At 63.4% G+C, this 25,599-nt stretch carries 16 protein-coding genes; 7 read left to right on the plus strand and 9 right to left on the minus strand.

All coding sequences use genetic code 11. The features are described from left to right. Positions 1–18: 18 nt before the first annotated feature. Positions 19–2,049, minus strand: coding sequence for a M3 family metallopeptidase (locus tag ABE493_RS02455; RefSeq protein ID WP_346496929.1), 2,031 nt, complete (start codon positions 2,047–2,049; stop codon positions 19–21). A gap of 34 nt (positions 2,050–2,083) precedes the next feature. Continuing rightward, the gene (locus tag ABE493_RS02460) at positions 2,084–3,205 is read right to left on the minus strand and encodes a PLP-dependent cysteine synthase family protein (protein WP_346496931.1); all 1,122 of its coding nucleotides are present in this window, start codon (positions 3,203–3,205) and stop codon (positions 2,084–2,086) included. Positions 3,206–3,618: 413 nt separating this feature from the next. Here ABE493_RS02460 and ABE493_RS02465 point away from each other — a divergent pair, with 413 nt between their 5' ends. The 5 genes from ABE493_RS02465 to ABE493_RS02485 all read left to right on the plus strand — a co-directional run bounded on the left by ABE493_RS02465 (position 3,619) and on the right by ABE493_RS02485 (position 8,034). Then, positions 3,619–3,990: a CopL family metal-binding regulatory protein gene (locus ABE493_RS02465; protein WP_346496933.1), complete on the plus strand. Its 372-nt coding sequence runs from the start codon at positions 3,619–3,621 to the stop codon at positions 3,988–3,990. A gap of 119 nt (positions 3,991–4,109) precedes the next feature. Then, a complete protein-coding gene (locus tag ABE493_RS02470) occupies positions 4,110–5,927 on the plus strand; it encodes a copper resistance system multicopper oxidase (protein ID WP_346496935.1) in 1,818 nt (605 codons plus the stop codon). Then, positions 5,924–7,072, plus strand: coding sequence for a copper resistance protein B (locus ABE493_RS02475; RefSeq protein WP_346496937.1), 1,149 nt, complete (start codon positions 5,924–5,926; stop codon positions 7,070–7,072). Before ABE493_RS02470 ends, ABE493_RS02475 begins: the two co-directional genes overlap by 4 nt. 61 nt (positions 7,073–7,133) lie before the next feature. Beyond that, complete coding sequence (locus tag ABE493_RS02480; RefSeq protein WP_346496939.1) at positions 7,134–7,433, plus strand: hypothetical protein; 300 nt, start codon at positions 7,134–7,136, stop codon at positions 7,431–7,433. Positions 7,434–7,491: 58 nt separating this feature from the next. Then, positions 7,492–8,034, plus strand: a complete 543-nt coding sequence (locus ABE493_RS02485; RefSeq protein ID WP_430980695.1) for a DUF411 domain-containing protein — start codon at positions 7,492–7,494, stop codon at positions 8,032–8,034. A 452-nt stretch (positions 8,035–8,486) separates the two neighbouring features. Here the strand turns inward: ABE493_RS02485 and ABE493_RS02490 are convergent, their stop codons facing one another. The 4 genes from ABE493_RS02490 to ABE493_RS02505 form a co-directional block, all read right to left on the minus strand. After that, positions 8,487–10,301, minus strand: a complete 1,815-nt coding sequence (locus ABE493_RS02490) for a 2Fe-2S iron-sulfur cluster-binding protein (RefSeq protein ID WP_346496941.1) — start codon at positions 10,299–10,301, stop codon at positions 8,487–8,489. Continuing rightward, positions 10,298–10,990 carry a PepSY domain-containing protein gene (locus tag ABE493_RS02495; RefSeq protein WP_346496943.1) on the minus strand — a complete coding sequence of 231 codons (693 nt, stop codon included), beginning with the start codon at positions 10,988–10,990 and terminating at the stop codon, positions 10,298–10,300. Before ABE493_RS02495 ends, ABE493_RS02490 begins: the two co-directional genes overlap by 4 nt. A gap of 56 nt (positions 10,991–11,046) precedes the next feature. Beyond that, positions 11,047–13,761 carry a TonB-dependent receptor gene (locus tag ABE493_RS02500; RefSeq protein ID WP_346496945.1) on the minus strand — a complete coding sequence of 905 codons (2,715 nt, stop codon included), beginning with the start codon at positions 13,759–13,761 and terminating at the stop codon, positions 11,047–11,049. 96 nt (positions 13,762–13,857) lie between these two features. Further along, positions 13,858–14,283 carry a CopL family metal-binding regulatory protein gene (locus ABE493_RS02505; RefSeq protein ID WP_346496947.1) on the minus strand — a complete coding sequence of 142 codons (426 nt, stop codon included), beginning with the start codon at positions 14,281–14,283 and terminating at the stop codon, positions 13,858–13,860. A gap of 391 nt (positions 14,284–14,674) precedes the next feature. Here ABE493_RS02505 and gloA point away from each other — a divergent pair, with 391 nt between their 5' ends. Next, complete coding sequence (gene gloA, locus ABE493_RS02510; protein WP_346496949.1) at positions 14,675–15,202, plus strand: lactoylglutathione lyase; 528 nt, start codon at positions 14,675–14,677, stop codon at positions 15,200–15,202. A gap of 294 nt (positions 15,203–15,496) precedes the next feature. On the opposite strand, the gene ABE493_RS02515 is transcribed toward gloA, so the two are convergent. The 3 genes from ABE493_RS02515 to glmS all read right to left on the minus strand — a co-directional run bounded on the left by ABE493_RS02515 (position 15,497) and on the right by glmS (position 23,986). After that, a complete protein-coding gene (locus tag ABE493_RS02515) occupies positions 15,497–16,093 on the minus strand; it encodes a PAS domain S-box protein (RefSeq protein WP_346496951.1) in 597 nt (198 codons plus the stop codon). Positions 16,094–16,303: 210 nt separating this feature from the next. Beyond that, positions 16,304–21,529, minus strand: coding sequence for an autotransporter domain-containing protein (locus ABE493_RS02520; protein ID WP_346496953.1), 5,226 nt, complete (start codon positions 21,527–21,529; stop codon positions 16,304–16,306). 624 nt (positions 21,530–22,153) lie between these two features. Beyond that, positions 22,154–23,986 (minus strand): glutamine--fructose-6-phosphate transaminase (isomerizing), encoded by a 1,833-nt coding sequence (gene glmS / locus ABE493_RS02525; RefSeq protein ID WP_346496955.1) that lies wholly within the window; start codon positions 23,984–23,986, stop codon positions 22,154–22,156. Between the two features lie 215 nt (positions 23,987–24,201). On the opposite strand from glmS, the gene ABE493_RS02530 reads away from it, so the two are divergent. Further along, positions 24,202–25,470 carry an efflux RND transporter periplasmic adaptor subunit gene (locus ABE493_RS02530; RefSeq protein ID WP_346496957.1) on the plus strand — a complete coding sequence of 423 codons (1,269 nt, stop codon included), beginning with the start codon at positions 24,202–24,204 and terminating at the stop codon, positions 25,468–25,470. Positions 25,471–25,599: the final 129 nt, after the last annotated feature.

A 25,599-nucleotide genomic window follows, 5' to 3' on the forward strand; every position in this document is an offset into this window, starting at 1 on the left:
CCTGGCCGTGGCCGGTGTTCAGGCAGTCATGCCGTTATGCCGCAACAAGGCATCAATCTGCGGTTCACGGCCACGGAAGGCGCGGAAGTTCTCAGCGGCGCTGCGACTGCCACCGCGCGACAACACTTCGTCGCGGAAACGGGCACCGGTTTCAGTCAATTCAGCCGGCGCCTCCTCGAAGGCGGCATAGGCGTCGGCACTGAGCACCTCGGCCCACTTGTAGCTGTAATACCCGGCCGCATAACCGCCCGCGAAGATATGGCTGAACTGGTTGGCAAAGCGGTTCCAGGCCGGCGGGATGTTCACCGCCACCTCGTTACGCACGCGCTCCAACAGCTGCAGCACGGTTTCCTGTTCAGGCTGGTACTGGCTGTGCAGCAACATGTCGAACAGGCCGAACTCCAGCTGGCGCACGGTGAACATGCCGCTCTGGAAGTTCTTGGCCGCCAGCATCTTGTCGAAAAGTTCGCGCGGCAGCGGCGCGCCGGTATCGACATGCGCGGTCATCGCCCGCACCTGTTCCCACTCCCAGCAGAAGTTCTCCATGAACTGGCTGGGCAGCTCCACCGCATCCCATTCCACACCATTGATGCCGGCAACTGCCAGCTCGCCGATGCGGGTCAGCAACTGATGCAGGCCGTGGCCCATTTCGTGGAAGACGGTGGTGACTTCGTCGTGGCTGAAGGTTGCCGGCTTGCCGTCATTGCCGCGGCCAAAATTGCAGACCAGGTAGACCAGCGGCGTCTGCACGCCAGCTGCAGTGACGCGACGGTTGCGGCAGTCATCCATCCACGCACCGCCACGCTTGCCTTCGCGCGCGTACAGGTCCATGTAGAACTGGCCGACCAGCGCACCATCGGCGCCCACCAGGCGATAGAAGCGCACGTCTTCGTGCCAGACCGGCGCGCTGTCCTGCTCGACCTTGAGGCCGTACAGACGCTCGATCACGCCGAACAGGCCGGCCAGCACCTTCGGTTCGGTGAAGTACTGCTTCACTTCCTGCTCGGAATAGCTATAACGCGCCTGCTTGAGTTTCTCGGCCACGTAGGCAAGGCCCCAGGCCTGCAGTTCGTCCATGCCCAGCTGTTCGCGGGCGAAGGCCTCCAACTCGGCGCGGTCGCGCTGCGCATAGGGCTTGGCACGTGCAGCCAAGTCACGCAGGAAGCTCAACACCTGCGTTGCATCGCTGGCCATCTTGGTGGCGATGGAATACTCGGCGTAATTGTCGAAACCCAGCAGTACCGCCAGTTCGGCGCGCACGGCGAGAATGCGATCGATATTGCCGGTGTTGTCCAACGCGGCGTCGCCGAACTCCGATGCGCGCATGGCATGGGCGCGATACAGCTGCTCGCGTAGCGCGCGGTTGTCGGCGTAAGTCTGCACAGGCAGGTAGCACGGCATCTGCAGGGTCAGCTTGTAACCGTCGCGGCCATCCTTCTGCGCGGCCGCGCGGGCGCTGGCAATCACATCATCGGGCAGGCCCAGCAGGTCGTCGGCCACATCCACGTACAAGGCAAACGCGTCACCGGCATCAAGCACGTTCTGCGAGAACTTTGCCTGCAACCCGGACAGTTCTTCCTGCAATTCAGCGAAACGCGCCTTGCCTGCGTCGTCGAGCTCCGCACCGCCCAGGCGGAAATCGCGCAATGCGTTTTCCAGCGCCTTGCGCTGTGCTTCGCCGTAGTTGGTGGCTTCCGGCGCGGCGGCCAGTAGTTTGTACTGCGCGTACAGCGCCGGGTTCTGAGCGACCGAACTGCCGAAGCGGCTGATCTTCGGCAGATTGGCGTTGTACGCCTCGCGCAGCTCCGGCGTATTGACCACTGCCTGTAGATGCGAGACCTGGCCCCAGGCGCGATACAGCCGCTCGGTGGCATCGTCCAGCGGCACCACGAACGCCTCCCAGCTCACCGGCGCCACGGTCTCGGCGGTTTTCACTGCGGCTTCGGCCTCGGCCAGCAGGGTGTCGATGGCCGGGGTGACGTGTTCGGCACGGATCGCGTCAAACCGCGGCAGGCCAGAGAAATCGAGCAGGGGATTGGGGGTGTTCACGGCATTCCTTCAAACAGTTCCGGCTGCGCCGGTATCAGACCTGATATGGCGACGCTTCCAACCAGGCACAAGGCAGCTCCGGCATGCCCTGCCCGGCCACGGCGGTAGCCACCACCGCATCGGCGCTGGCTACCTCGATGCCCTGCTGGGTGTACCAGTCCGGGTTGTAATAGCTGTGCGCGTAGCGTTCGCCGGCATCGCACAGAATGCTGACGATGGAGCCGTCACGGCCGGCCTGGCGCATCTGCTGCGCCGCATACAGCACGCCGATGAAATTGGTGCCGGTGGAACCACCGACGCGGCGCCCCAAAGTGGCGCTGACATGACGCATCGCGGCCAGGCTCAGCGCATCACTCACCTTGACCATCGCATCCACGCAGGTGGGGATGAAACTGCGCTCAACGCGCGGGCGGCCGATGCCTTCCACGCGCGAACCGCCTTCGCAGGTCATCGTGCGCCAGTCGCGGCCTTCCAGCGCGGCGCAGTAGCCGTCGTAGAAGATGGACACTTCCGGATCGGCGCAGAGGATGCGGGTGTCGTGCCGGCGATAGCTGACGTAACGGCCCAGGGTAGCGGCGGTGCCGCCGGTACCGGGGCTGCAGACGATCCATTCCGGCACCGGATGCGGCTCCTCGGCCATCTGCTTGAAGATGGACTCGGCGATGTTGTTGTTGGCGCGCCAGTCGGTGGCGCGCTCTGCGTAGGTGAACTGATCCATGAAGTGGCCGCCGGTTTCGCGTGCCAGTCGCTCGGATTCGCAGTTCAGGTCACAGGCACGCTGCACCAGATGGCAGCGGCCACCGTGGAATTCGATGGCGGCGATCTTTTCCGGCGAAGTGCTGGCCGGGATCACCGCGATGAACGGCAGGCCCAGCAGGCGCGCGAAGTAGGCCTCGGACACGGCGGTGGAACCGCTGGAGGCCTCGATCACCGGGCGGCCCTCCAGCAGCCAGCCATTGGCCAGCGCGTACAGGAACAGCGAACGCGCCAGACGGTGCTTGAGGCTGCCGGTCGGGTGGCTGGATTCATCCTTCAGATAGACATCGATACCCGGGAAACCGGGCAGATCGACGGGAATCAGATGGGTATCGGCCGAACGGTTGTAGTCGGCTTCAATCTTGTGGATGGCCGCCGCCACCCAAGCACGCTGGGACATGGATCGCCACTTCATTGGTGAAAGCTGGAGTGGATTCTACTTGCTTGGGTTGCCTGGGGATTGGCAATAGCTACTGCCAGAGCCTTACCCCTCCCCAGCCCTCCCCTGCGCCTGCGGCGCAAGGGAGGGGGTAGAAGCGCCGGCGTCGTCAATTGATCGGGGAGGACGCACCTCCTCCCTTCCTGCGCAGCCGCAAGGGGGTTGCGGCCCTCGTTGAGTTGGCCGATGCCGGCTTCTACCTCCTCCCTTGCGCCGCAGGCGCAGGGGAGGATTGAGGAGGGGTGCTTTGGCTTTGAGAGACGTAACAGAGCCGGTTCCACCCAGCCTGTATGCGCACCCGCTCTCCCCAACCATTCAGCCCAGCCCCTACTCAGGAATGTTATGGTTCAGCCTCGCTTCCAACCGCAAAGCCCGTGCCGCGTATCCTGCTGCCCCTGCTGCTGTGCCTGACCCTGATCGCTGGTGCGGTCGGTTCGGTGTGGTCTGCAACGGCGATGGCCATGCCGATGCAGGCGATGTCGATGGCAATGGAAGCCGGCGACAGCGCACACGACTGCTGCCACGAGCAGGAAGCCAACCTGCAGTGCGAGGCCGGCGACGCCGACAAGGCAGCCTCGCCCTGTGCCAGCGGTGACAGCTGCGACTGCAAACAGCATTGCAACATGCTGCCCAGCGTCGCGATGACGCGGCTTGCACCAATGCGCCATGCATTGGCGCCGATGCCGGCACTGCCCTCCCGCGACGACGTGGCCCCAGGCCAGCTCAACCGCCCTCCCATCGCCTGAACCCGGCGCCTGTGCGCCCTGCAGATACCTGTGCCGTGGCCTTCGCCCTGGCGCATCCCTGATCTGTTCAGGACATGCAGCACCGCATCGTGATGCGGCTGCATGACCGGGAGTTCCACATGTCATCTGATTTTCTTTCCGACCCGCGCTCGGCGCTGTCGCGACGTCGTTTCGTGCAGGGCCTGGCCATTGGCGGCGTAGTTACCGGTGCCGGCCTGGCCCGCATTCCACAGGCTTTCGCCGCCGGTAGTGCCATGGCAGTGCCGCCGGTTGAGCTGCGCGGTACCGAACTGAGCCTTGCGATTGGCCGCTCGGCAGTCAATTTCACCGGCCGCACCCGCCCTGCCATCACCGTAAATGGTTCCTTGCCGGCGCCGATTCTGCGCCTGCGTGAGGGCGATACGGTCAACCTGCGCGTGGCCAATACGCTCACCGACGAAATGACCTCCATCCACTGGCACGGCATCCTGCTGCCGGCCAACATGGACGGTGTGCCGGGCTTGAGCTTCAACGGCATCGCGCCGGGCGAGGCCTACCAATATCGGTTCCAGCTCAAGCAGTCGGGCACCTACTGGTACCACAGCCATTCGATGTTCCAGGAACAGGCCGGCCTGTATGGCGCGCTGATCGTCGATCCGCTGGCACCGCCGCCGTACCACTTCGACCGCGAGCACGTGGTCATGCTTTCTGACTGGACCGACATGGATCCGACTGCGCTGTTCCGGCGCATGAAGAAGATGCCGATGCATGACAACACCTACCAGCGCACGGTCGGTGACTTCATGCGCGACGCGCGCAAGGACGGCCTGCGCGAGACGCTCAGCGACCGTGGCATGTGGGGCCGGATGCGGATGACGCCGTCCGACCTGTCCGACATCAATGCCCACACCTATACCTATCTGATGAACGGCACTGCGCCGGCCGGCAACTGGACCGGCCTGTTCCGCAGCGGTGAGAAGGTGCTGCTGCGCTTCATCAACGGCTCGGCGATGACGTACTTCGACGTGCGCATCCCCGGCCTGAAGATGACTGTGGTGGCCGCCGACGGCCAGTACATCCATCCGGTCAGCATCGACGAGTTCCGCATCGCCCCGGCCGAAACCTTCGACGTGATCGTCGAACCCACCGGCCAGGATGCCTTCACCCTGTTCGCCCAGGACATGGGCCGCACCGGCTATGCCTGCGGCACGCTCGCGACGCGACAAGGCCTGCAGGCACCGATTCCGCAGATCGATCCGCGCCCGCTGCTGACCATGAGCGACATGGGCCACGACATGGGCAGCCATGGCGACCATGCCGGCATGGAAGGCGGTTGCGGTGCCAACATGGGCGCCAAGGGTATGGAAGGCGGCTGTGGCGCCGCGATGGGCCACGATGCACATGCCGGCCATGGCGCGGCGGCGGGTGACAAGTCGCCCAAGCACAAGCCCAGCGAAGCCGGCAATCCGCTGATCGACATGCAGACCTCGGCCACCGAGCCCAAGCTCGACGATCCCGGCATCGGCCTGCGTGACAACGGCCGCAAAGTGCTGACGTACGGCGCGATGCGTTCGCTGTTCGAGGATCCGGACGGGCGCGAACCGGGCCGCGAGATCGAACTGCATCTCACCGGTCACATGGAAAAATTCGCCTGGAACTTCGACGGCATTCCGTTTGCCGGTGCTGAACCCATCAAGTTGAACTACGGCGAGCGCATGCGCATCGTGCTGGTCAACGACACCATGATGCAGCACCCGATCCATCTGCACGGCGTATGGAGTGACCTGGAAAACGCCGACGGCGAATTCCAGCTGCGCAAGCACACCATCGACATGCCACCAGGCACCCGCCGCAGTTACCGCGTGCGCGCGGATGCGCTGGGCCGCTGGGCCTTCCACTGCCATCTGCTGTACCACATGGAAGCGGGCATGATGCGCGAAGTGAGGATCGACGCATGAAGACTTTCTCTCACTCGTTGCTGTTCATTGCTTTGGCCGCCAGTGGCAGCGCCTTCGCGCAGGACCCGCATGCGGACCACAGTGTGGAAGCAAAGCCGGCGGTGGATCCGCATGCCGGGCACAACATGCCCCAGACCAAGCCGGCTGATCCACATGCCGCGCATCGCAGCCATGGCGAAAAGGCCAAGTCGGCTGATCCACATGCAGGCCATGCCATGCCCAAGGCGGAAGATCATTCCAATCACGGCGCGGCAGTAGACCCGCACGCGGGGCACGCAATGCCGGCCGATCCGCATGCAGGCCATGCCATGCCCAAGGCGGAAGATCATTCCAGCCACGGCACGGCGGTAGACCCGCACGCGGGGCATGCAATGCCGGCCGATCCGCATGCCGGCCACAACATGCAGGGCAGCAGCGCCAGCGACGCACCACGCGAGCCAATCCCGACGCCTACCAGGCAGGACTTCGACGATGCCTTCCCGGTACTGAAGCCGCATGCCATGGAGCACGCACCGTCATTCAACAGCCTGGTGGTGTTCGACCACTTGGAAGCCTGGGACAACGCGCACGGCAGCGGTCAGGCCTGGGGCATTGATTCCTGGTTCGGCAATGACATCAACCGCCTGTGGATCCGCAGCGAAGGTGAGCGCAGTGAGAACGCGCTTGGCGACTGGTCGGTGGACGCGCTTTACGGGCATTCGATCTCGCCGTGGTGGGACGTGGTAGCCGGTGTGCGGCAGGACAACAACCGTGAATCGCCGGACCTGACCCGCGCTGCGTTCGGCCTGCAGGGCATGTCGCCGTACAAGTTCGAAGTCTCGGCGATGGCTTACATCGGCGGACCGCGCAAGGCCGAGCTGGCCTTCGAGGTCGAGTACGACGTGCTGTTGACCAACCGACTGATTCTGCAGCCGGTGGTGGAAGCCAGCATCGTTGCCGATGACGACCCGCGTCGTGGTGTGGGCAAGGGCTTGAGCAGCGTGGAAGCCGGCCTGCGCCTGCGCTACGAGATCACCCGCAAGTTCGCACCGTATGTGGGCTTCGTGCACGAGCGCGCGTTCGGCGATACCGCCGACCTGCACCGTGATGCCGGCGAAGGCGTGAGTGAATCGCGCTGGGTTGCTGGCGTGCGCTTCTGGTTCTGATCTGCCGTGATGGCGCCGCGTGTCGGCGCCATCCCTATTCTTCCTACAAGGAATGCATTCAATGAAATCCAGTTTCCAAACTGCGCTGATCGGCGCGATTGTCCTTGCTTCCATTTCCATCGCGCATGCGCAACATGCCGGGCATGAGCATCACGCGCCGGCTGCCAAGCCTGTTGCGAAGGCACCACAGGCTGATGCAGCGGCCGTTTTCACGCGCTTTGATGCCAACAAGGATGGCTTCATCAGCCGTGAGGAGCTGCCCAGCCGTCACCCGCTGCTGCCGCACTTCGGCATGAGCGACGGCAACCGCGACGGCAAGCTGGATGCCAAGGAATTCGAGCGCGGCTTGTCGATGCTGTGACGCCCTTTGCCGCACCCGCAAGTGGTCGGTGCGGTGAACTTCCCAAGGAATCAAGATCATGAAAATTCGTTCAAAGCCGATGTTATCGCTGTTGGTGCTGGCTACCGGTACCTTGCTGATCAGCGCCTGCAATGCAAGTCCGTCGGCTTCTGCGTCCGCAGCAGCTACGCCTACAGTTGCGGCGCCTGCAAAGACTGTTGAAGCGGCACCGGCCAGCAAAGCCTTGCCGCTGGTGGTTGTGCACAAGGACCCGAACTGCGGCTGCTGTGGCGGCTGGGCCGAGCATATGCAGGCAGCGGGTTTCCCGGTGCAGCTCAATGACACCAGCGACATGATGGCGGTCAAGCAGCGATTGGGAATCGGTGACGGCATGATGTCCTGCCACACCTCCGAGATCGACGGCTATGTTGTGGAAGGCCATGTACCGGTGGAAGACATAAAGAAGCTGTTGGCCGAGCGCCCGCAGGCGCGCGGCCTGGTGCTGCCAGGCATGCCGGTCGGTACGCCGGGGATGGAGTCGCCGGATGGTTACCGCCAGGCGTTCACGGTTGCTTTGTTGGGCAACGATGGTTCGTTGAGCGAGTTTTCAAAGCACGAGTGACCTGCGCTTGAAGCCCCTCTCCCGTTTACGGGGTGAGAAAGGCTGCTTGCGAACCAAAGGTTCGCAGCCATTCGAACGCCCTTGCGCTAGCGCAAGGGCCGGGGCGCGGAGCGGGGGTTGGGGTGAGGGGAAGCTTCCAGCTAAGCCAAGTCAAAAAGCTCCCCTCATCCGCCCTCCGGGCACCTTCTCCCGCAAGCGGGAGAAGGGAATACCCAAAGCGTAAGCCGAAGCCGAAGCCGAAGCCGAAGCCGAAGCCAAAGCCAAAGCCGAAGCCGAAGCCAAAGCCGAAACCAAAGCCAAAGCCAAAGCCGAAGCCGAAGCCAAAGCCAAAGCCAAAGCCAAAGCCGAAGCTAGAGCGAAAGCCGGAGCAACAGCAACAGCCAAAGCAACAGCAGCTACAACAGCTGCAGACCTCCGACATCTGCAGCCGCAACAGCCAGACCCGCAACTACTCAGATCTTGAAGTCATCAAACGCAACCCGCTCATCTGCAACACCCAGCTTGCGTAGCAGCTGCCTGGTGGCCGCCAACATCGCCGGAGGGCCACACAGGTAGAACTCGCAACCCGCCAGATCCGGATGTTGTTTCAACAGATTTTCATGCATCGCCTCATGCACACGGCGCGCATCACTGCCCTGCCCAGACCACACCGGATGCCAACTGAAGTTGGCATGCTCATGCGCCAGCTCCTGCATCTGCTCGACATAAGGGCAATCGCGCCCGCAACGGGCACCGTACCAATAGTGGATACGCTCGCCACCACCTTCATCCAGCCGCTGCTGGATCAGCGCACGTAGCGGCGCCATGCCTGCACCAGCCCCGATGAAGATCTTCTCCCGTTCGCTACCGCTGAGTGCAAAGTCGCCGAAGGGGCCGCTGTAGCGGACACGGTCACCCTCGCGCAGCGTATAGGCGTAGCTTGAACCCTTGCCCGGCGGATGCTTTCGATTCTCCTGCCAGCCCGGGCTGAAGCGCACCAGCAACACCAAGCCGCCGTCTGCGTTCGATACCGGCGTTGCCAGCGAATAGGAACGGCGTACCGCTGCCTTGTTCTGCAAGGCCGCAGGCAAGGACAGCGCCTTCCAGTCCTCGTCATGCTCGGCCGGGTGCCACACCGCACTGCGCGGCAATTCGTACTCGGGCACGTGCAGCTGCAGATAGCAGCCCGGCTGGAACCGGGTATCCGCCGCCTGCTCCGGCCGCAGGTGAATCTCACGCAGGAAGGGTGTCACCGCGACGACTTTCTCGACACTGGCCCAGTGCTCGGTCCACAGGCTGGCACCGCCGGCCACTTCTATCTCGATATCGTCATCCACCTGCAGGTTGCAGGCCAAACGGCATCCGACCTTGCGTTTGGCTTCAGGTACGTGCGCGCGGTCGGCCGCCGTTGCCTTGCCCGCTCCGGTACGCACACGCACCTCGCACAGGCCGCAGCTCTGGCCACCGCCGCAGTTGGAAGGTAGATGGATTCCTTCGCGGGCGAGTGCCACATAAACACTGTCGCCGCTGGCAACATCGACCGTGCGCAGATGCGCCCCGCCCGGCGCGTACACCATCAACTGCCGGCGCGAGCGCCAGCGACGCGGGATGAACTCCTGCAGGTGGAAGCTGGCAATCAACAACCACACGCCAGTCAGCGCCAGCCACAGGCCGCCAATGCCCATGCCCACTACCAGCGGGTTGTTGAAGTCGACCCTGCTGCTGTAATCCATGATGTGCAGCATCCAGAAGATATCGAACAGCCGCCACGTCGCGGTGCGGTGCTCCATCACCTGGCCGCTGTGTGCGGACACGTAGATGCTGGTGTCCTGCACATCACTGAAGTCCACGCGCCATACCGGATCGGGATTCGCGCGGGTTTCCAGGGTCTTCTGCAGATACTGCGGCGCTGCTGCAACACCATCACCGGCATACGCGGCCTGTGCGACTTTCGCCGCCACCGCCGCATCAATGGCGATGCGCTTGCCATCACGGGCATCGATGACCTCGGTGCCTTCCGGCGATTGCAGGCGGTACACCGGCTGTTGCAACAACCAGCCACTGTCCAGTGTCGCCACCTCGCCCTTGGCTGCAGCCAGCGCCACACTCGGGGACACTGTCGCGGCTGGCCACGCAGGATTGGCAACAACTGCAGCCTGCTGGGCGCTGCCTTCAATCTTTTCCGGGTCGAGCAGGCTCATCATCAAGCCACTGCCCAACCACAGCAGGAATTGCAGGCCGACAATCAGGCCCACCCACTTGTGCAGGGTCCGCATCCAGGGCGTCATGCGTTCCTCCGCTTGCCGAAGCTGTAGAACAACAACCAGATGCCGCTGAGTGCGAATACCAAGCCAACAATCGAGGCAACACGCAACAAGGTGTTGTTTACGTCCGTGCGGTTTTCATAATCCATGATGTGCAGCATCCACACGAAGTCGAACCCACGCCACAAATCGTGCCGACGCGCCAGCAGTTCGCCGCTGTCCGGTGACAGGTACAGCGTGGTATCGCCGCGACCGCTGAAATGCACAGCCCACATCGGCACCGGGCGGGTCTTCACTTCCGAAGGCGCACGGGTAATCCATTCCACCCGTTCCACTTCGCCCTCGCCTTGATACAGCGACTGAGCCAGCGCTATCGCCTGCTCACGATCCATCGGTGCCATGCGCTCGCCATTGGCAGCATCCACCAGGAATTTCTGTCTGCCCTGGCGGATTTCATAGACCTCGTGATCCAGCACATGCTTGAGCCGGAACGACTCCATCTGCGGGTAGCGCGCAGCCAGCACGTCGGCGCCTGCACGGGCACTCTGCGCCGGCAACGGCGTGCCATGCACATGGGCAAGGTGGTCGCCATGGATCACGTCCAGCGGTACCACGGTCATGTAGACGCCGCTGAGCATCCATAGCAGCGCCTGCACACCGATCACCAGGCCGATCCATTTGTGGGCACGGCGTGCCCAGAATGCGGGTTTCATCAACATCGTCCTCGTTCAATGACGCGCCCCGCCACTTGGCGACGGGGCGCATCCAGTCACCAGCGGTAGCCGATGCGTGCGTACCAGCGGCGACCCAGCAGGTCGTAGGTCATGGTATCGGTGTTGGCATCGGTATAACTCTGGATGAACGGCGGCTTCTTGTCGAAGACATTGTCCAGGCCCAGCGATATATCCAGCGCCTTGCTCACCGCGTACTTGAGCTGCAGGTTGTGATAGAACACCGACGGTGCGTGATCGCCGATGTCCCCACGTGCCGCGTTGATGTCTTCGGCGCGTCCGATGTACTGCGTACTCCAGGTACCCGACCACTGATCGCGCGATGCGCTCATCGACACCAGGCCGCGCCACTTGGCGTAACTGCCACGGCCGCCGGTGATCTTGCCCGCGTACTCGATCAGGTCCGCGCCGTCATACGGCCGCACGTCGTAACGCTGCAGGTAGGACACATCGGCGCTGACGCTGGCATCAAAGCCTGCCGCCTTGAATTCGTATAAGGCGCCGAAGTCATAGCCGGTGACATGTTCGTTGGCGGCATTGACCGGCTGCGAGGACAGGAAATCCACTTCGCCGGTGCGCGGGTTGCGGGTGAAGTTGCTGGCGTCGCAGAACGGATGCGCCAAGCCCGGCGTGTTGTAGCAGATGGCCAGCTTGGTGGAGCCGTCGATGCGCTGGATCGCGTGCTTGATGCGGATGTTGTAGTAGTCCAGCGTCAAGGTCAGGCCGGACAGGAACTCCGGCGTCCACACCACGCCGGCAGTGAACGAGGTGGCGTCTTCCGGCTTCAGGTCGGCATTGCCACCGGAGGTGGTGAGGATGGTATTGCCCGGCTGCACATAGCCGGCCGGCACGCCATAGGCCTGGCAGTTGTCACGCACCGTGGAGCCCGCCGGCAACGCCGACCAGTTGCTACAAGGGTCGGTAGTGGTCAGGTTGCCTTCGGCAACGCCACCAAACAGCTCCGGGATGTTCGGGATGCGGAACGCGGTGGCATAGGTGCTGCGTACTTTGAGCGATGGACTGACCTGCCAGTCCAGGCCGGCCTTGTAGTTGTAATCGCGGCCGAAAAGATCATAGTCCGAGGCACGACCTGCGAGGTTCAGGTAAAGCGAATCGGCGATGACGTTGTCCTGCAGCAGCGGGATGGCCAGTTCGGCGAAGACTTCCTTGGCGGTGTATTCACCGGCAATCGGGTCCTGCTGGTTGGTATTGCCGATGCCAAGCACGGTCAGTGGATCGGGATTGCGCCAGCCGCGTTCCTTGCGCACTTCCACGCCGGCGGCGAAGCCCACCCAACCGGCTGGCAGTTCGAAGATCTGCCCGCTCAGGTTGGCGGTGAAGCTCTTCTGCTCGTTGCCGCCGGTATCGCGCGAGGTGTAGAGGATGTAATCGAGCACTTCGCGGCTCAGGTCGCCATAGCCCAGATAATCGCCGCAGGGAATGGCCGCGCCCGGCACCGGGCTGCAGAGGCGGCGGTCCAGGGTCTGCTCGACACGATCAAGATTGGCAACATTGTCGGAGCCATCAACGCCGGTATTGCGGCCCCAGTTCAGGGCCGCCGACCAATCCCAGCCTGTACCGAAATGTCCCTTCACGCCCACCAGGCCACGGAAGGTATTCACCTCCTGCGAGAAATGGCGCGGGCCGGCTTCTTCCAAGCGTCGGCGCTGCAGCAGCAGGTCCTGCCCGGTTGGATTGGTCGGGTGATCGGCAGCGATGTTGATCGGCCGGTACACGCCCAATCCGCCGGGCGCAGCGAGCTGATCGGATTGGCGGTTGGTATACATCAGCTCGGTGAACACGCTGGTGTTCTCGCTGAGCTGGCTGTCGCCAAACACGCTCATGCTGATCCGCTTGATCGGATTGACCGCGTTGAGCGTGGGGTTGCCGTTGTAGTTGTGCTTGGCGGCCAAATACGGCTCGTAGAAATCGCCATTGCCACCCAGCACCTGGTTGAAATTGACCCGTCTGCCATCGGCCAGCAGCGCACGCCCACCCACCGTGGTGGAGCTGCCCGAGCACACCAGCTTGCCATCCACTTCGGCCAGGCCGCAGGGTGCACGCGAGCCCATGTTGACCGTGCCGCCTTCGGCATAGTTGATGCCAGCCATCAGCGAGCCACGCTCACTGGTGACACCCCAGGCCAGATCCGCGGCGGTTTCATCGCCATCGCCGCGTGTGGTCTGGCCGTATCGCACGGCAGCCTCGGCACCGTCAAAACCCTGCTTGGTGATGATGTTGACCACACCGGCCACCGCATCGGCGCCGTAGATGGCCGAAGCGCCGTCCTTGAGCACTTCCACGCGCTCGATCAGCGACACCGGAATCATGTTCAGATCGACCGAACTGTTGGCGCCGGTGCCGCCGTTGACGATGCGGCGGCCGTTGAGCAGCACCAGGGTGCGGTTGATGCCTAGCCCTCGCAGGTTGACCTGGGTGGTGCCGTAGCCGTTCTCGGCCCAGTAGGCATTGCTCTGGCTGCCGGCAAAACCAGCCGAGGCCGGCAGCCGCTGCAACAAGGTGTCAACCGAAGTAGCACCGGAGCGTTCAATGGCCTGTGCATCGATCACGCTGACCGGGCCTACGCCCGACAACTGCGCGCGTTTGATGTGACTGCCGGTTACCTGCACTGCGTCCAGCGTGCGCGCGGCTTCATTCGGGGGCTGCGCATCCTGCGCGTTGGCGGTGTGGACGGCGGCGGCACACAGCAGTGCACCAATGGCCGCAGCCAAGGCTTGGGGCTTCAAATACATGTTCTCTCTCGCTGGGGTTTTATCTCGTGGCGATAGCCGCAGTCGCGGGCGCGAGCACGGTTCACTGCAACGTCGTGGTGACGCGAGAACAACCGCTCAGACGATGGGAGGTCGGAAGACGCGGGAAAGCCTGCCAGCCGGCAGAACCAGCGCCGGCAATGGCGTATCGGCCGCTACCGGCGGGTGCGCGCCGGCGAACAACAGCGCCGTCGCGGGGGGATAGATGGTGAACACGCACAGGCATTCACAGCCCACGCTGTCGGCGCAGCTGCACTCGTCGGCGTGGGTGGCCGAAGCCGTTGTTCCCGCATGCGCGTCGTGGCCGTCGCCAGCGGTTGGCCTGCGTTGGGCCAGAGCACGCGGGGCCGGGTCACAGCTGGCACTGGCGGCACGGGTGATACCGGCAACGCTCGGAATGCCTTCCGCGTGCAGCACCATGCGCGTGCTCGCCCACGCACCGAGCACGCCTTCGACGGCGAGCACCAGCATCAGCAGCAACGGCAGCCACACACGGTAGGACATGGAAATCCGAACAGCCTCGTTATTTGTATATACATACAATGAATAACGCGACCAGAGAAAGCTTGTCAACCGCCGCTGGTCACGCCGTGCTACGTCTGTGCTGGCATCCCCTGCCACCAAACTGCGCAAGCCTTGCGCCAGCGTCGCTCCCGGCGCACATCCGGCAATGCATGTGCGCTTCATCAAAACGTGGGGAACAACGACTATCCTGCGACGCAGCATAGCCAGCGCGCGCGCAGCCGCCTAGCCATTGAAGGTATGCCGGTGATGATTTTTTGTATCGACGCATGCAAGCTGGGCTAGCGATTTCATATGCAACTTTTTGCATCGGCATTGCGCTGCGGCTGCAGCACATCGCACCTACCCCATTCATCGCAACAGGATTGCCCCCATGAGTCTTCAAACCCTTGTTCAACAGCCCGGCGTCGCCGCACAGGTGCCGGCCGAAACCAACGGCTTCGTGTTCAACCACACCATGCTGCGGGTCAAGGACATCCGCGCCTCGCTGGATTTCTATACCCGCGTGCTGGGCTTCCAGCTGATCGACCAGCGTGATTTTGCCGAGGCGCAATTCAGCCTGTACTTCCTGGCGTACGTGCCGGCCGGCGTGCAGGTGCCGCAGGACGACGCCGAACGTCGCCTGTGGATGGCCGGCATCCCCGGCGTGCTCGAACTCACCCACAACCACGGCACCGAGAACCAGGACGGCCCGGTCTACCACGACGGCAACAGCGACCCGCGCGGTTTCGGCCACATCTGCGTCTCGGTGCCGGACATCGAAACCGCCTGCGCGCGCTTCGAGGCCTTGAACGTACCGTTCCAGAAGCGTCTGAGCGATGGCCGGATGAAGAGCCTGGCCTTCATCAAGGACCCGGATGGCTATTGGGTGGAGATTATTTCCAATACCGTGCGGCCATGAGCCAACGCTGCTCCGATCAGGAAGACGCCGGCATTGCCGGCGTTTTTCTTAAACGCTTCCTTGTGGGAGCGGCGTAAGCCGCGAAGCTGACATTGTTGAAACAAACGTTTTCTGCAAGGTTAGATGATGTACGTGCTCCGCGGCTTACGCCACTCCTACACCGGGCCCGGCATTCGCCTTGCCAACGCGAGATCGGAAGCGCGTGTCCCGTTCAATGCTGCCCAGCGCAGCTATCGAGCAGGATGGGCAGCTACGATCCCCGCTTGCTGCTGACCTTGGGTGACAACAGTAGACTCAGAAGTGAGTGTCGATCTTCATCGACCGCAGCCACAGGCTCATCAGCCCGGCGCGTCCGCGTACGCCGAACTTGCGGAAGATGGCCGACACATAGGAATGCGTCGTGGATACCGCCAAACCGAGTTGGTCGGCAATCTGCTTTTCAGTGGCATCGGTGAGCAGCAAGCGCAGCACCTTCTTTTCATGCGGCGCAAGGTTGGCCCTGGCCAGCAGCGCCTGGCTTGCGGAGGGATCGCTGCAGCGTAACACGGTGACGTCGCGCGCAATGCCAATGCGCAGCTGCTGCGCCTGCAGCCAGCGGGCCGACCACATCACCTGCACTGCGTTGCCGTGCTTGTGCTGGTAGCGGTTCTCGAAGCCGGTGCGCGCCTGGCAGGCCACCACGCTGCGCGCTTCACGCAGGGTGCGATCCTGTTCCTCCGGTAACAGCAGGTCCAGCATCGACACGCCGATCACCTCACCGGGAAGATACCCAAACACGTCTTCACACGCGGCACTGGCGTAGGCGATGCGATTGCCCGCATCGACCATGAACACCGCATCCGGCAGCCGGTCATAAGCCTCGTACCCTTCGCCCAGCATGTTCCCCACCATGACGTCCCCCGTATCCAATGCCGAGGCGCTGCCCCAGATCCCCCTCAACGCGCTTGCTGCAGCCGCCTGACGACACACCGGCCTGCCCTCTTCGCCAAGCTGAAAGCGAAACGCAAGATAAGTCTTACTGTCCGCACAGACAACAAAAACCCGGCACTTGGCCGGGCTGAGTCCTGTTCTGATGCTGGCAGCGCTTGTTGGCCAGGCGCCTCAGCGGCTGCCCGCCATCCCCGCCATCCCCGGCTGACCGTGCGCATCGCTGCAGCGTCTGCCGGCGCATTGCTCCCGGTCCAGGTTGCTGTTGCCCGCAGCAGCGGCGCCCTTGCCGTAGGAAATGCGCAGGCCAACGCTATTGCTGGATGAACCGCTGCTGCCTTGATCGCGACCGAACAGCAGCGACAGCAGCCAGCCAGTGCGGGTCTGCAGCTCCAGGCCCGCCCCCAGTGTCAGCATGTTGTCGGCATAACTCTGCAGGTCCAGCATGTAGCCATTGGCCGTGGGCTGCTGCACGTAGTTCATCCATGCCTGGCCACTGTTGGACAGGGACTGTCGGTATTCCAGCTTCCAGAACGGGCGCAGCTCAAGGCCTTCGCCCTGCCAGCGGTAACTGCCGTCAAAGCCCAGCGCCACCCCGCTGTTATTGAGCGTCTGCCCGGCGTAGGTCAGATCGTAGATGCCTACGCCGTGCTCACGATACCCATCAAGACGGTTGCGGCTGCCGTCAAAGCGACCGTAGCCGGACAGTGCATAACGCCCGTGCTGCTGCTGATAGCCAAAGGTCAACGCAGCGAAACTCTGGCTGCCCTCACGCTGGCCCAATGCCATGGCATTGGCAGGGTTGCTCCAGCGGACGATATCGAAGTCCAAGCGCCCCTGCGCGACTATGCCATCAACAAATAGACGCTCGCCGGCACGCCACAAGGCGTACATCGCCAACGAGTACTGGTCTGCGTCCATTCGCGATACCGACGCATCAAAACGTGTGCGATTGCGGCCCAGGCTGGCAGCCATGCCGAGCAGACCGCTATCGCCGACGCTGCGGTCCAGCCCCAGGCTGATGCCATCGGTGTTGAAGTCAAAGCTTCCATTACGCGGGCCACTATTACCGAAGGTGGCGGTACCCGACATCCAACCACCCCAGCCACTTGGCATCGCATTGAAGCGATTGACCGACATCTGCAGTGGCAACGACATCCCCTGCCCGAGCTGATCTCCGGCATAGGCCAGGGTCAACGCAACCGACGAGGAATTGCCACCCGCCCGCACCTGCTGCAGGCGCGATTGGATATTGCCCAGCTGCACCCGCGCAAAACGCACACTGGCATCCACCTGCGCCTGCAGACTGCCACGTACCTCCGCGTCGGTAGTGGGGTCGGGACGGCCGTTGACCGTCAAGGTCAGGGCAACCTCGCCAGCGGCATAGCTGCCATCAGCAGCCTGGCGTGCCAGCAAGGTGGTGCTGCCAGGCCCCACCAAGGTCACCGTGCGTCCGTTGACGGTTGCCACCGTCGTATCGCTGCTGCTGAAGGCGAACGCGCCAAGGCTATTGCTGACCGGGTCGCTCAGATCGAAAGCCGGCTCGCCATGGGTTCTGCTCATTGCATTGCCCCATTGCAGGGAAGGCGTGGCCAATCCAATCAGCAGTTCGAACCGCTGCTGCTGCGCCGCGCTGTAAAGCGCGTCGCCCGGCTGGTCGGCTCGGAGCACACAGTTACCCGCAGCCAACATCATCACCCGGTCGCCGCTCACCGAACAGATCGCCGGCGTCGCGCTGGCAAACACCACCGCGCTGCTGGAGTTGCCACCGTTGGCCACTACCGTGAAGCTGGCGCCCTCGGCATACACCGGCGCAATTGGATCGGTACTGAAACCGGTGATTTCCTGTGCAAGTGGGTCGACCCGCAACGTGATCAACTGCACACCGTTGAAACCGTTGGCGTCGGTCACCTGGACGCTGAAACCATAATCCCCGGCTGCCTCGACGCGGCCGCTGATCTCACCATCTGCACTGATTTCCAGGCCCGGTGGCAACTGCCCACCGACCAGTTCGAAACGATAGGGCGCGGCACCGCCGGCAGGCTGCAGCACGTAGTGATACGTCTGCCCGCCTGTTATCGGCGGCAGACCGCCAATGTCCAGCGTCACGTCGGCGGCTGCCACCGCCAGGGTATATGGCCGTGTTGCCGAGAACGGACCCAGACCGGTACTCGCATCCGTGACGGTGACGCTGAAGTTGAAGCTACCGGCCTGCTTTGGGGTGCCCTGCAGCTTTCCATCCACGCCCAGACTCAGCCCGTCCGGCAGCTTGCCACCCGCTGCCAGTTCATAGCGGTAGGGCGCACTGCCACCGCTGGCGCTGAACACCTGCGCATAGGCACTGCTGCCCCGTGCCGCAGGCAGGCTCGCGGTATCAATCCGCAGCGTCGGTGCGTCGATGGTGATGTTCACCGCCGCTGCCGCTGACACACCGTAGAGATCAACCGCCGCATAGCTGAGCTGATCGCTACCGGCATAGCCTGCATCGGGCTGATAGTCGATACCCATGCCACTGACCACGGCAGTCCCATGCGCTGGTGGTGAAACGATGCGTACCTCGCTTGCCGCCCCGCTGATGGTGAGCGCGATGGGCGTCACCGGCGCCCCATAGGGCACCGCGACGGCAACCGCAGCGACCGACACCGCTGGCGTCGTGCTGATCGCATTGGAGCTGCTGGAGGGCATGCTGGCACCGGCACTATTGCTGGCGGTGACCGTAAAGGTATATGTGGTGCCCGGACTCAAACCGGTAACACTGAGCGGGGATGCCGTGCCTACGAAGCGGGCGCCGGGCACTGCTGGCGATGGAATGACCTCATAGTCCACCGTTGCCGTACCACCATTGAATTGCGGCGTGAAACCCACACTGGCACTGTTGGGAGGCAGCAACTTCGCCACGGGATGAAGCGGTACCGATGGACTGACCGCAACCACCTCTATCCGCTTCGAAAGATCCGCTGCCGCCAGCCAGGTCGCATCGCCTGCTTGGCGGATGATCAGATCGCAGTTCCCCGCCACCTCGAGCAATATGTGTTGATCTGCATCAACGGTGCACACGGCAGGCGTGGTCGATTCAATTGATACGGGCAACGCCGAGGTTGCCACGAAGTAGTAACTACCAACATGCCCGGTGCCTGCGGCATGACGATTGCCCAAGGTGTCGGTGATGGACTGCGGTCGCTTGGGCGTGGTGACCGCCGCAGACAGGGCCGAAGGCGCGCCGGTCCCCACCGAATTGATCGCTGCCACGGTGAATGCATAGCGCGTATTGGCGAGCAGGCCGGTAAGCAGTGCTGGCGAAGCAGCAACCCGCGTGGTGATACTGCCCGGCATCCTGGTAACCAGATAGCCCGTCACCGTGGCACCACCATTGGATGCCGGTGCAGTGAAATCAAGCTGCACGCCGTCCCACGTCATGGCCAGCGCAGCTCCGATGACGGGCGCGCCCGGCATACCGGCCTGCAGCGGAATCTGCGCGGTCACCGCTTCCGCCGCTTGCCACTGGGCATCACCGGGCTGGTTGAAGGTCACCTCGCAGTACGGCCCCAATGCGGTGATGACCAGTGTTCCATCTGCTTTTGCGGTGCACGCTGCAGGTGTTTGCACGGTGAGCACCAATGGCAGGCCCGAGCTGGCCCGGGCAAGTGTGGACACCTGCAGGACGTCGCCCACGCGCACCACACCGCCACGCGGCAGCAGCTCGATACTCTGCTGATGTTTGGTACTGACCGGCGCAGACGCGGCCGATGCGGCGCCCACACCCACCTCGTTGATCGCCGCAACCTGGAAGGTATAGGTGCTGGCAGGGCTGAGCCCGCTGACAGCAATCGGCGCGCTGGTGCCCGTGAACGGACTGCCGGATACCGCGGGCATCACCATCACCTGGTATCGACTGATGGCCGCGCCGCCATCGTCTACGGGCGGTGTGAATCCCACCGTGACACTGCTCAGCGAGGTCACCGTGACCGCCCCGATCGTCGGCGCGCCAGGCAGACGCGGCACTGCCACCGTGTGGATTCCGGCTTTGCTGAAGGCGGCCACCGGGTTTCCTGCCTTGTCGACGATGTGATCACCGCCTTCAACACGCAGGCCAAGCGTGCCGTTGCCATACAGGCCGAAGACGGTGACATTCACCGCATTGCCGCTGGAGACGGAGGCACCGATACTGGTGAAGCCCACCGAGCCACTCGATAGCGGCATGAAATCGCCGCTGTCGATGTCATGCACCATTTCACCAAAAGCAACGGCAAACGTAACCGCGGTCGCGCCCGCAGCGGGTGTTCCGATCACGTTGATCGCAGTCACCAGCGGTGCAATTGCGTCCACACTCACCTTGTCGTTGCTGGTGGCGGAGCGGCTATTGCCCGCATCATCAACAACCGTGGCCACCACCCCTGCACTGGTGGTATCAATGGCTTTGGCGACGATGACATACGCTGCCGTCCACTTGCCGGCAGCGTTGTTGGCCGCCACCTTGCCACCCCCAAAAGCGCTGAAATCAAGCCGGACGGAGGCGATGGTGTCGAGGTTGTTGTCGCCGCCTGCGCCGCCATCCCAACGCGCGGTAACCGTGTCGCCGATCCGGTAAGCACCGCCCGTGCCACTACCACCAGCCAGGGTGATCCGCGCGCCGCTCACTACCGGCAAGACGGCGTCCACCACCACATCATTGCTTCCCCAGGCGCCTGCGCTACCTGCACTGCTGCTGGCAACAACACGCACATTGCGGTCGGCCGCGTCGATGTTCCCCTCGACGAGGGTATAGCTTGCACTCCACACATCCGCGATATTGGTCGCAGGCACTGCCGCGCCACCGCCGAACTCACTGAAATCGACGCTGACCCCGCTGACTCCGGCATTGCCACCGCGACTGCTCGTATTGTCCCAGCTTGCACGGACTACATCGCCAATCCGATAACTTCCCCTGGTACCTGTTGCCCCGGACAGGCTGATATCAGCGGCCTTCACTACCGGCACCACTCCCGGCGCCACACAGGTGACGGTCACATCGATGGATTGGCCATCTACCAGCCGTCGCGCGGAAGAAAAGGTGATCGGCGCGGTGCTGCAGCCCATTGCCTGTGCTGCTTCACCATGGTTGAAGCCCACAGTGAACCAACCTGCGGTAGTTCCAAGGTCCACCGTTGCATTGCTCACATTCGCCGGCAGGTTCAGCCTGGCGTTGTTGTCGTTGGCCACCTCGTCGTAATAGCCGTCGGTGTGTTCGACGTCCGAGCGGAAGAACATCAGATGGCCAACACCGGGATTATTGTTTGCCAGGTACGCCGAGTGGGTCTGGTAGGTGACGCGCGCGGTAATGGCAGCCGTCGCCGACGCTGTCGTCAGCGCCATGATCAGCATCACCCAGGCGATACGTGCAAGAAAACCGGGAGCGGACATGGATTGCACCTTGTGAGAGCGGGGAGCAGCGGCCCGCTGCTGCGCGAAGCCGCGCAGCCAGACCATGACGCTGGCAGGAAAGGACACACCAAGGCACAACGCCAGCAAGCCCCGCGTCGCGTCTGTAATTGATAGGAACCACGCTGTTTGCCGCCGGTGGCAAGCCCCCCCCGGAACCACTGTTAGGCGCACTATCCCGAATGGCACCAAACCAGCCCCCAGTGCAGCGCCGTTACCGATCAGGCGCGCTGGCCGGATGATGCATAAGGTCAGCAGCGCAGGGCGCAATGCTATTCAACGCCGGGCCGCACCCCAATCCTGCTATTTAGCAGGGTAGACAGGCCGCCCCACCCCAGCTGCCGGATTTCCCACGCGGTATCGGCAGGACCCCTTCGGCCGCAGCAGAACCTGCATTGCGCTCGATATAGCTGCCATATCGTGCAATGGCACATGATCGCGCTCAGCCAGGCAGTCGCGCGTGGGCTTTGTGCAAGGCGGCGATGCAGGCCTTCCGGAAAAAGAAAAGCCCGGCTCAAGGCCGGGCTTCGCAGCAACGTCGGGGAGAGAGGACCGGGCTGCTGTTGGTGATTATCCGCAGCCTCGGTTACACCCCTGTGACAGATATCACTCCACTGTCACGCTCTTGGCCAGGTTGCGCGGCTTGTCCACGTCGGTGCCGCGTGCCAGGGCGGTGTGGTAGGCCAGCATCTGCACCGGGATGGTGTGCACGATGGGGCTGAGCACGCCGGCATGACGCGGCGTGCGGATCACATGCACGCCGTCGGAGGCGTTGAAGTTGCTGTCCTGGTCGGTGAACACGAACAGTTCGCCACCACGTGCACGCACTTCCTGCATGTTGGATTTCACCTTCTCCAGCAGGCTGTCGTTGGGGGCGATGACCACCACCGGCATTTCCGCATCCACCAGCGCCAACGGGCCGTGCTTGAGCTCGCCGGCAGGGTAGGCCTCGGCGTGGATATAGGAGATTTCCTTGAGCTTGAGCGCGCCTTCCAGCGCGATCGGGTAATGCAGGCCACGACCGAGGAACAGCGCGTTGGACTTGCCGGCGAAACGTTCGGCCCAAGCGGCAATCTGCGGCTCCAGGTTCAGCGCATGCTGCACGCTGCCCGGCAGATGCCGCAGCTGCTCCAGATAACCACTCTCCTGCTCGGCATCGACCTTGCCATGCAGCTTGCCCAGCACCACGGTCAGCTGGAACAGCGCGGCCAGCTGGGTGGTGAATGCCTTGGTCGAGGCGACACCGATCTCGGCGCCGGCACGGGTGTAGCAGACCAGCTCGCTTGCACGCGGGATCGCGCTTTCCGGCACGTTGCAGATCGACAGCGTGTGCGTGTGACCAAGCGACTTGGCGTACTTGAGTGCCTCCATCGTGTCCAGCGTTTCGCCGGACTGGGAGATGGTGACGATCAGGTGCTTGGGATTGGCATAGGCGGCGCGGTAGCGGTATTCGCTGGCGATTTCCACGCTGCACGGCAGGCCAGCGATGGCCTCGATCCAGTAGCGCGCGGTCAGGCCAGCGTAGTAGCTGGTGCCGCAGGCCAGGATCTGCACACCTTCGATGTCCTTGAACACCGCTTCGGCGTTCTGGCCGAACAGCGTTGCCGGGAAACCACCGGCGTCAATCGCCGCTTCAATGGTGTCAGCCAGTGCACGTGGCTGCTCGTGGATTTCCTTCTGCATGAAGTGGCGGTACGGCCCCAGCTCCAACGAAGCCAGGGACACGTCCGACATGCGCTGTTCGCGCTGCGCCGGGGCGTTGTCGGCATCAAATACACGCACGCCGTGGCGGGTCAGCTCGGCGGTGTCGCCTTCTTCCAGGAACATCACCCGACGGGTGGCCTGCAGAATCGCCGACACGTCCGAGGCAACGAAGTTCTCACCCTCGCCCAGACCGACCAGCAGCGGGCAGCCCATGCGTGCCACCACCATGCGTTCGGGCTCGTTCTCGCTGATCACCGCCAGCGCGTAGGCGCCGGTCAATTCCTTGACCGTGCGCTGCAGGGCACTGAGCAGATCGTCGTGATCGGCCTTGAGATGATGATGGATCAGGTGCGCGATCACCTCGGTATCGGTCTGCGACTCGAACACATAGCCCAGCGCAAGCAGCCTCTCGCGCTGCTCTTCATGGTTCTCGATGATGCCGTTGTGCACCAGCGCCACGCCCTGACTGATATGCGGGTGGGCATTGGATTCGGTGACACCGCCATGGGTGGCCCAGCGGGTGTGGCCGATGCCAAGCACCGAATGGAACTGCTCGGCGATGGCCGCGCCTTCCATTTCAGCGACGCGGCCGGTGCGGCGTACGCGTCGGATGTGCTCGCCATCCAGCACTGCAATGCCGGAGGAATCGTAACCGCGATATTCCAGCCGCTTGAGCCCTTCAATCAGTACTGGAACCACATCGCGATCCGCGATCGCTCCCACAATCCCGCACATAGCCTATCCATTCGTGTTTACGAGCAGACATTCTAAGTCAGCTGGATCAGACAACCAGCGGACATGCCGGGACATCGGCGCCCGGACACTGTCCGCGAAAGCGTCCGCGGACACCCGGACACTCACCTTTCTGAATACTTTCCAAACAATTTCAACAAGTTGGAGTTGGCACGCGACCTGCTTAATAGATACCAACCCCAGCAGCGAAGCCGACGATGATCCGCGACACCTCCGCCCAGGACCAGGTAAGTACTCAGCGCCCGCAACCCGTCTGGCGTCGTTATATGTGGCCTGCGGTCGCCACCGTGGTGGTGGTGGCCGGCATCGGCTACGTCATCAGCAACTGGCTCGGCGCCAGCCGCTCGTTCGATGGTGACCGCCTGCGCGTGGCCGAGGTCAGCCGCGGCAACCTGGTGCGCGACATCGCCGCCGATGGCCGCGTCATCGCCGCCAACAGCCCGGTGCTGTATGCCATCTCCTCCGGCACGGTGACCCTCAAGGTCGTTGCAGGTGACGTGGTCAAGCAGGGCCAGGAGCTGGCGGTGATCGACAGCCCGGAACTGCGTAGCAAGCTGGCCCAGGAGCAGGCAACACTGGCCGGCCTGGAAGCCGAGGCCGGCCGCGCCGCGCTGGACGCCACCCTGGCGCGCGCCACCGGCGCCAAGATGTCGGACCAGGCTGGGCTGGTAAAGGTCGCCGCACAGCGCGACCTGCAACGCTACCAGCGCGGCTACGATGGCGGCGCGGTGCCGCAGGTGGATCTGGCCAAGGCCCAGGACGAACTGAAGAAAGCCGACATCGAACTGCAGCACGCCCATCAGGACGCCAGCCTGCAGAGCCAGGGCGCAAGCCTGGACGCCCGCAACAAGCGCCTGATGGCGGACCGCCAGGAAGCCGTGGTGGCCGAGGTAAAGCGCCAGGTCGATGCACTGACCCTGCGCGCGCCGTTCGACGGTCAGGTCGGCCAGGTACAGGCCACCCAGCACACCCAGGTCGCTACCAATGCACCGATCCTGGGCGTGGTTGATCTGTCGCGCTTCGAGATTGAAATCAAGGTGCCTGAGAGCTTTGCCCGTGATCTGGCCATCGGCATGCCGGCCCAGCTCACCAGTGGTTCGGGCCAGCCGTTCCCGGGCGAGATCGCGGCGGTGTCGCCGGAAGTGGTGAACGGCGAAGTTGTCGCCCGCCTGCGCTTCTCCGACAAGCAGCCGCCCGGCCTGCGCCAGAGCCAGCGCATGAGCGCGCGCATCCTGCTGGATACCCGCAACAACGTGCTGAAGGTCGAGCGCGGTCCGTTCGTCGAACAGTCCGGTGGCCGCTACGCCTATGTGGTCAGCGGCGGCACTGCGGTGCGTCGCCCGATCCAGACCGGCGTCAGCAGCCTGGGCGAAGTTGAAATCGTCTCCGGCCTGCAGCCGGGCGACAAGATCGTTGTCTCCGGTGCCGATCTGTTCGGCGACATCGAGCGCGTATCGATCAATTGATTGTGGCCGGGATTGGGGAGTTGGGTTTCGGGATTGGAAACAGCAGCAGTCGTCGGGGTTGTCGTGAGCCCTGCCGCCGGCACTGGAACCTTCGAACACAGCCCCCCATCGCCGGCCCTGGCATCACCC

The sequence above is a fragment of the Stenotrophomonas terrae genome, assembly GCF_039674165.1.
GTDB lineage: Bacteria > Pseudomonadota > Gammaproteobacteria > Xanthomonadales > Xanthomonadaceae > Stenotrophomonas > Stenotrophomonas terrae_A.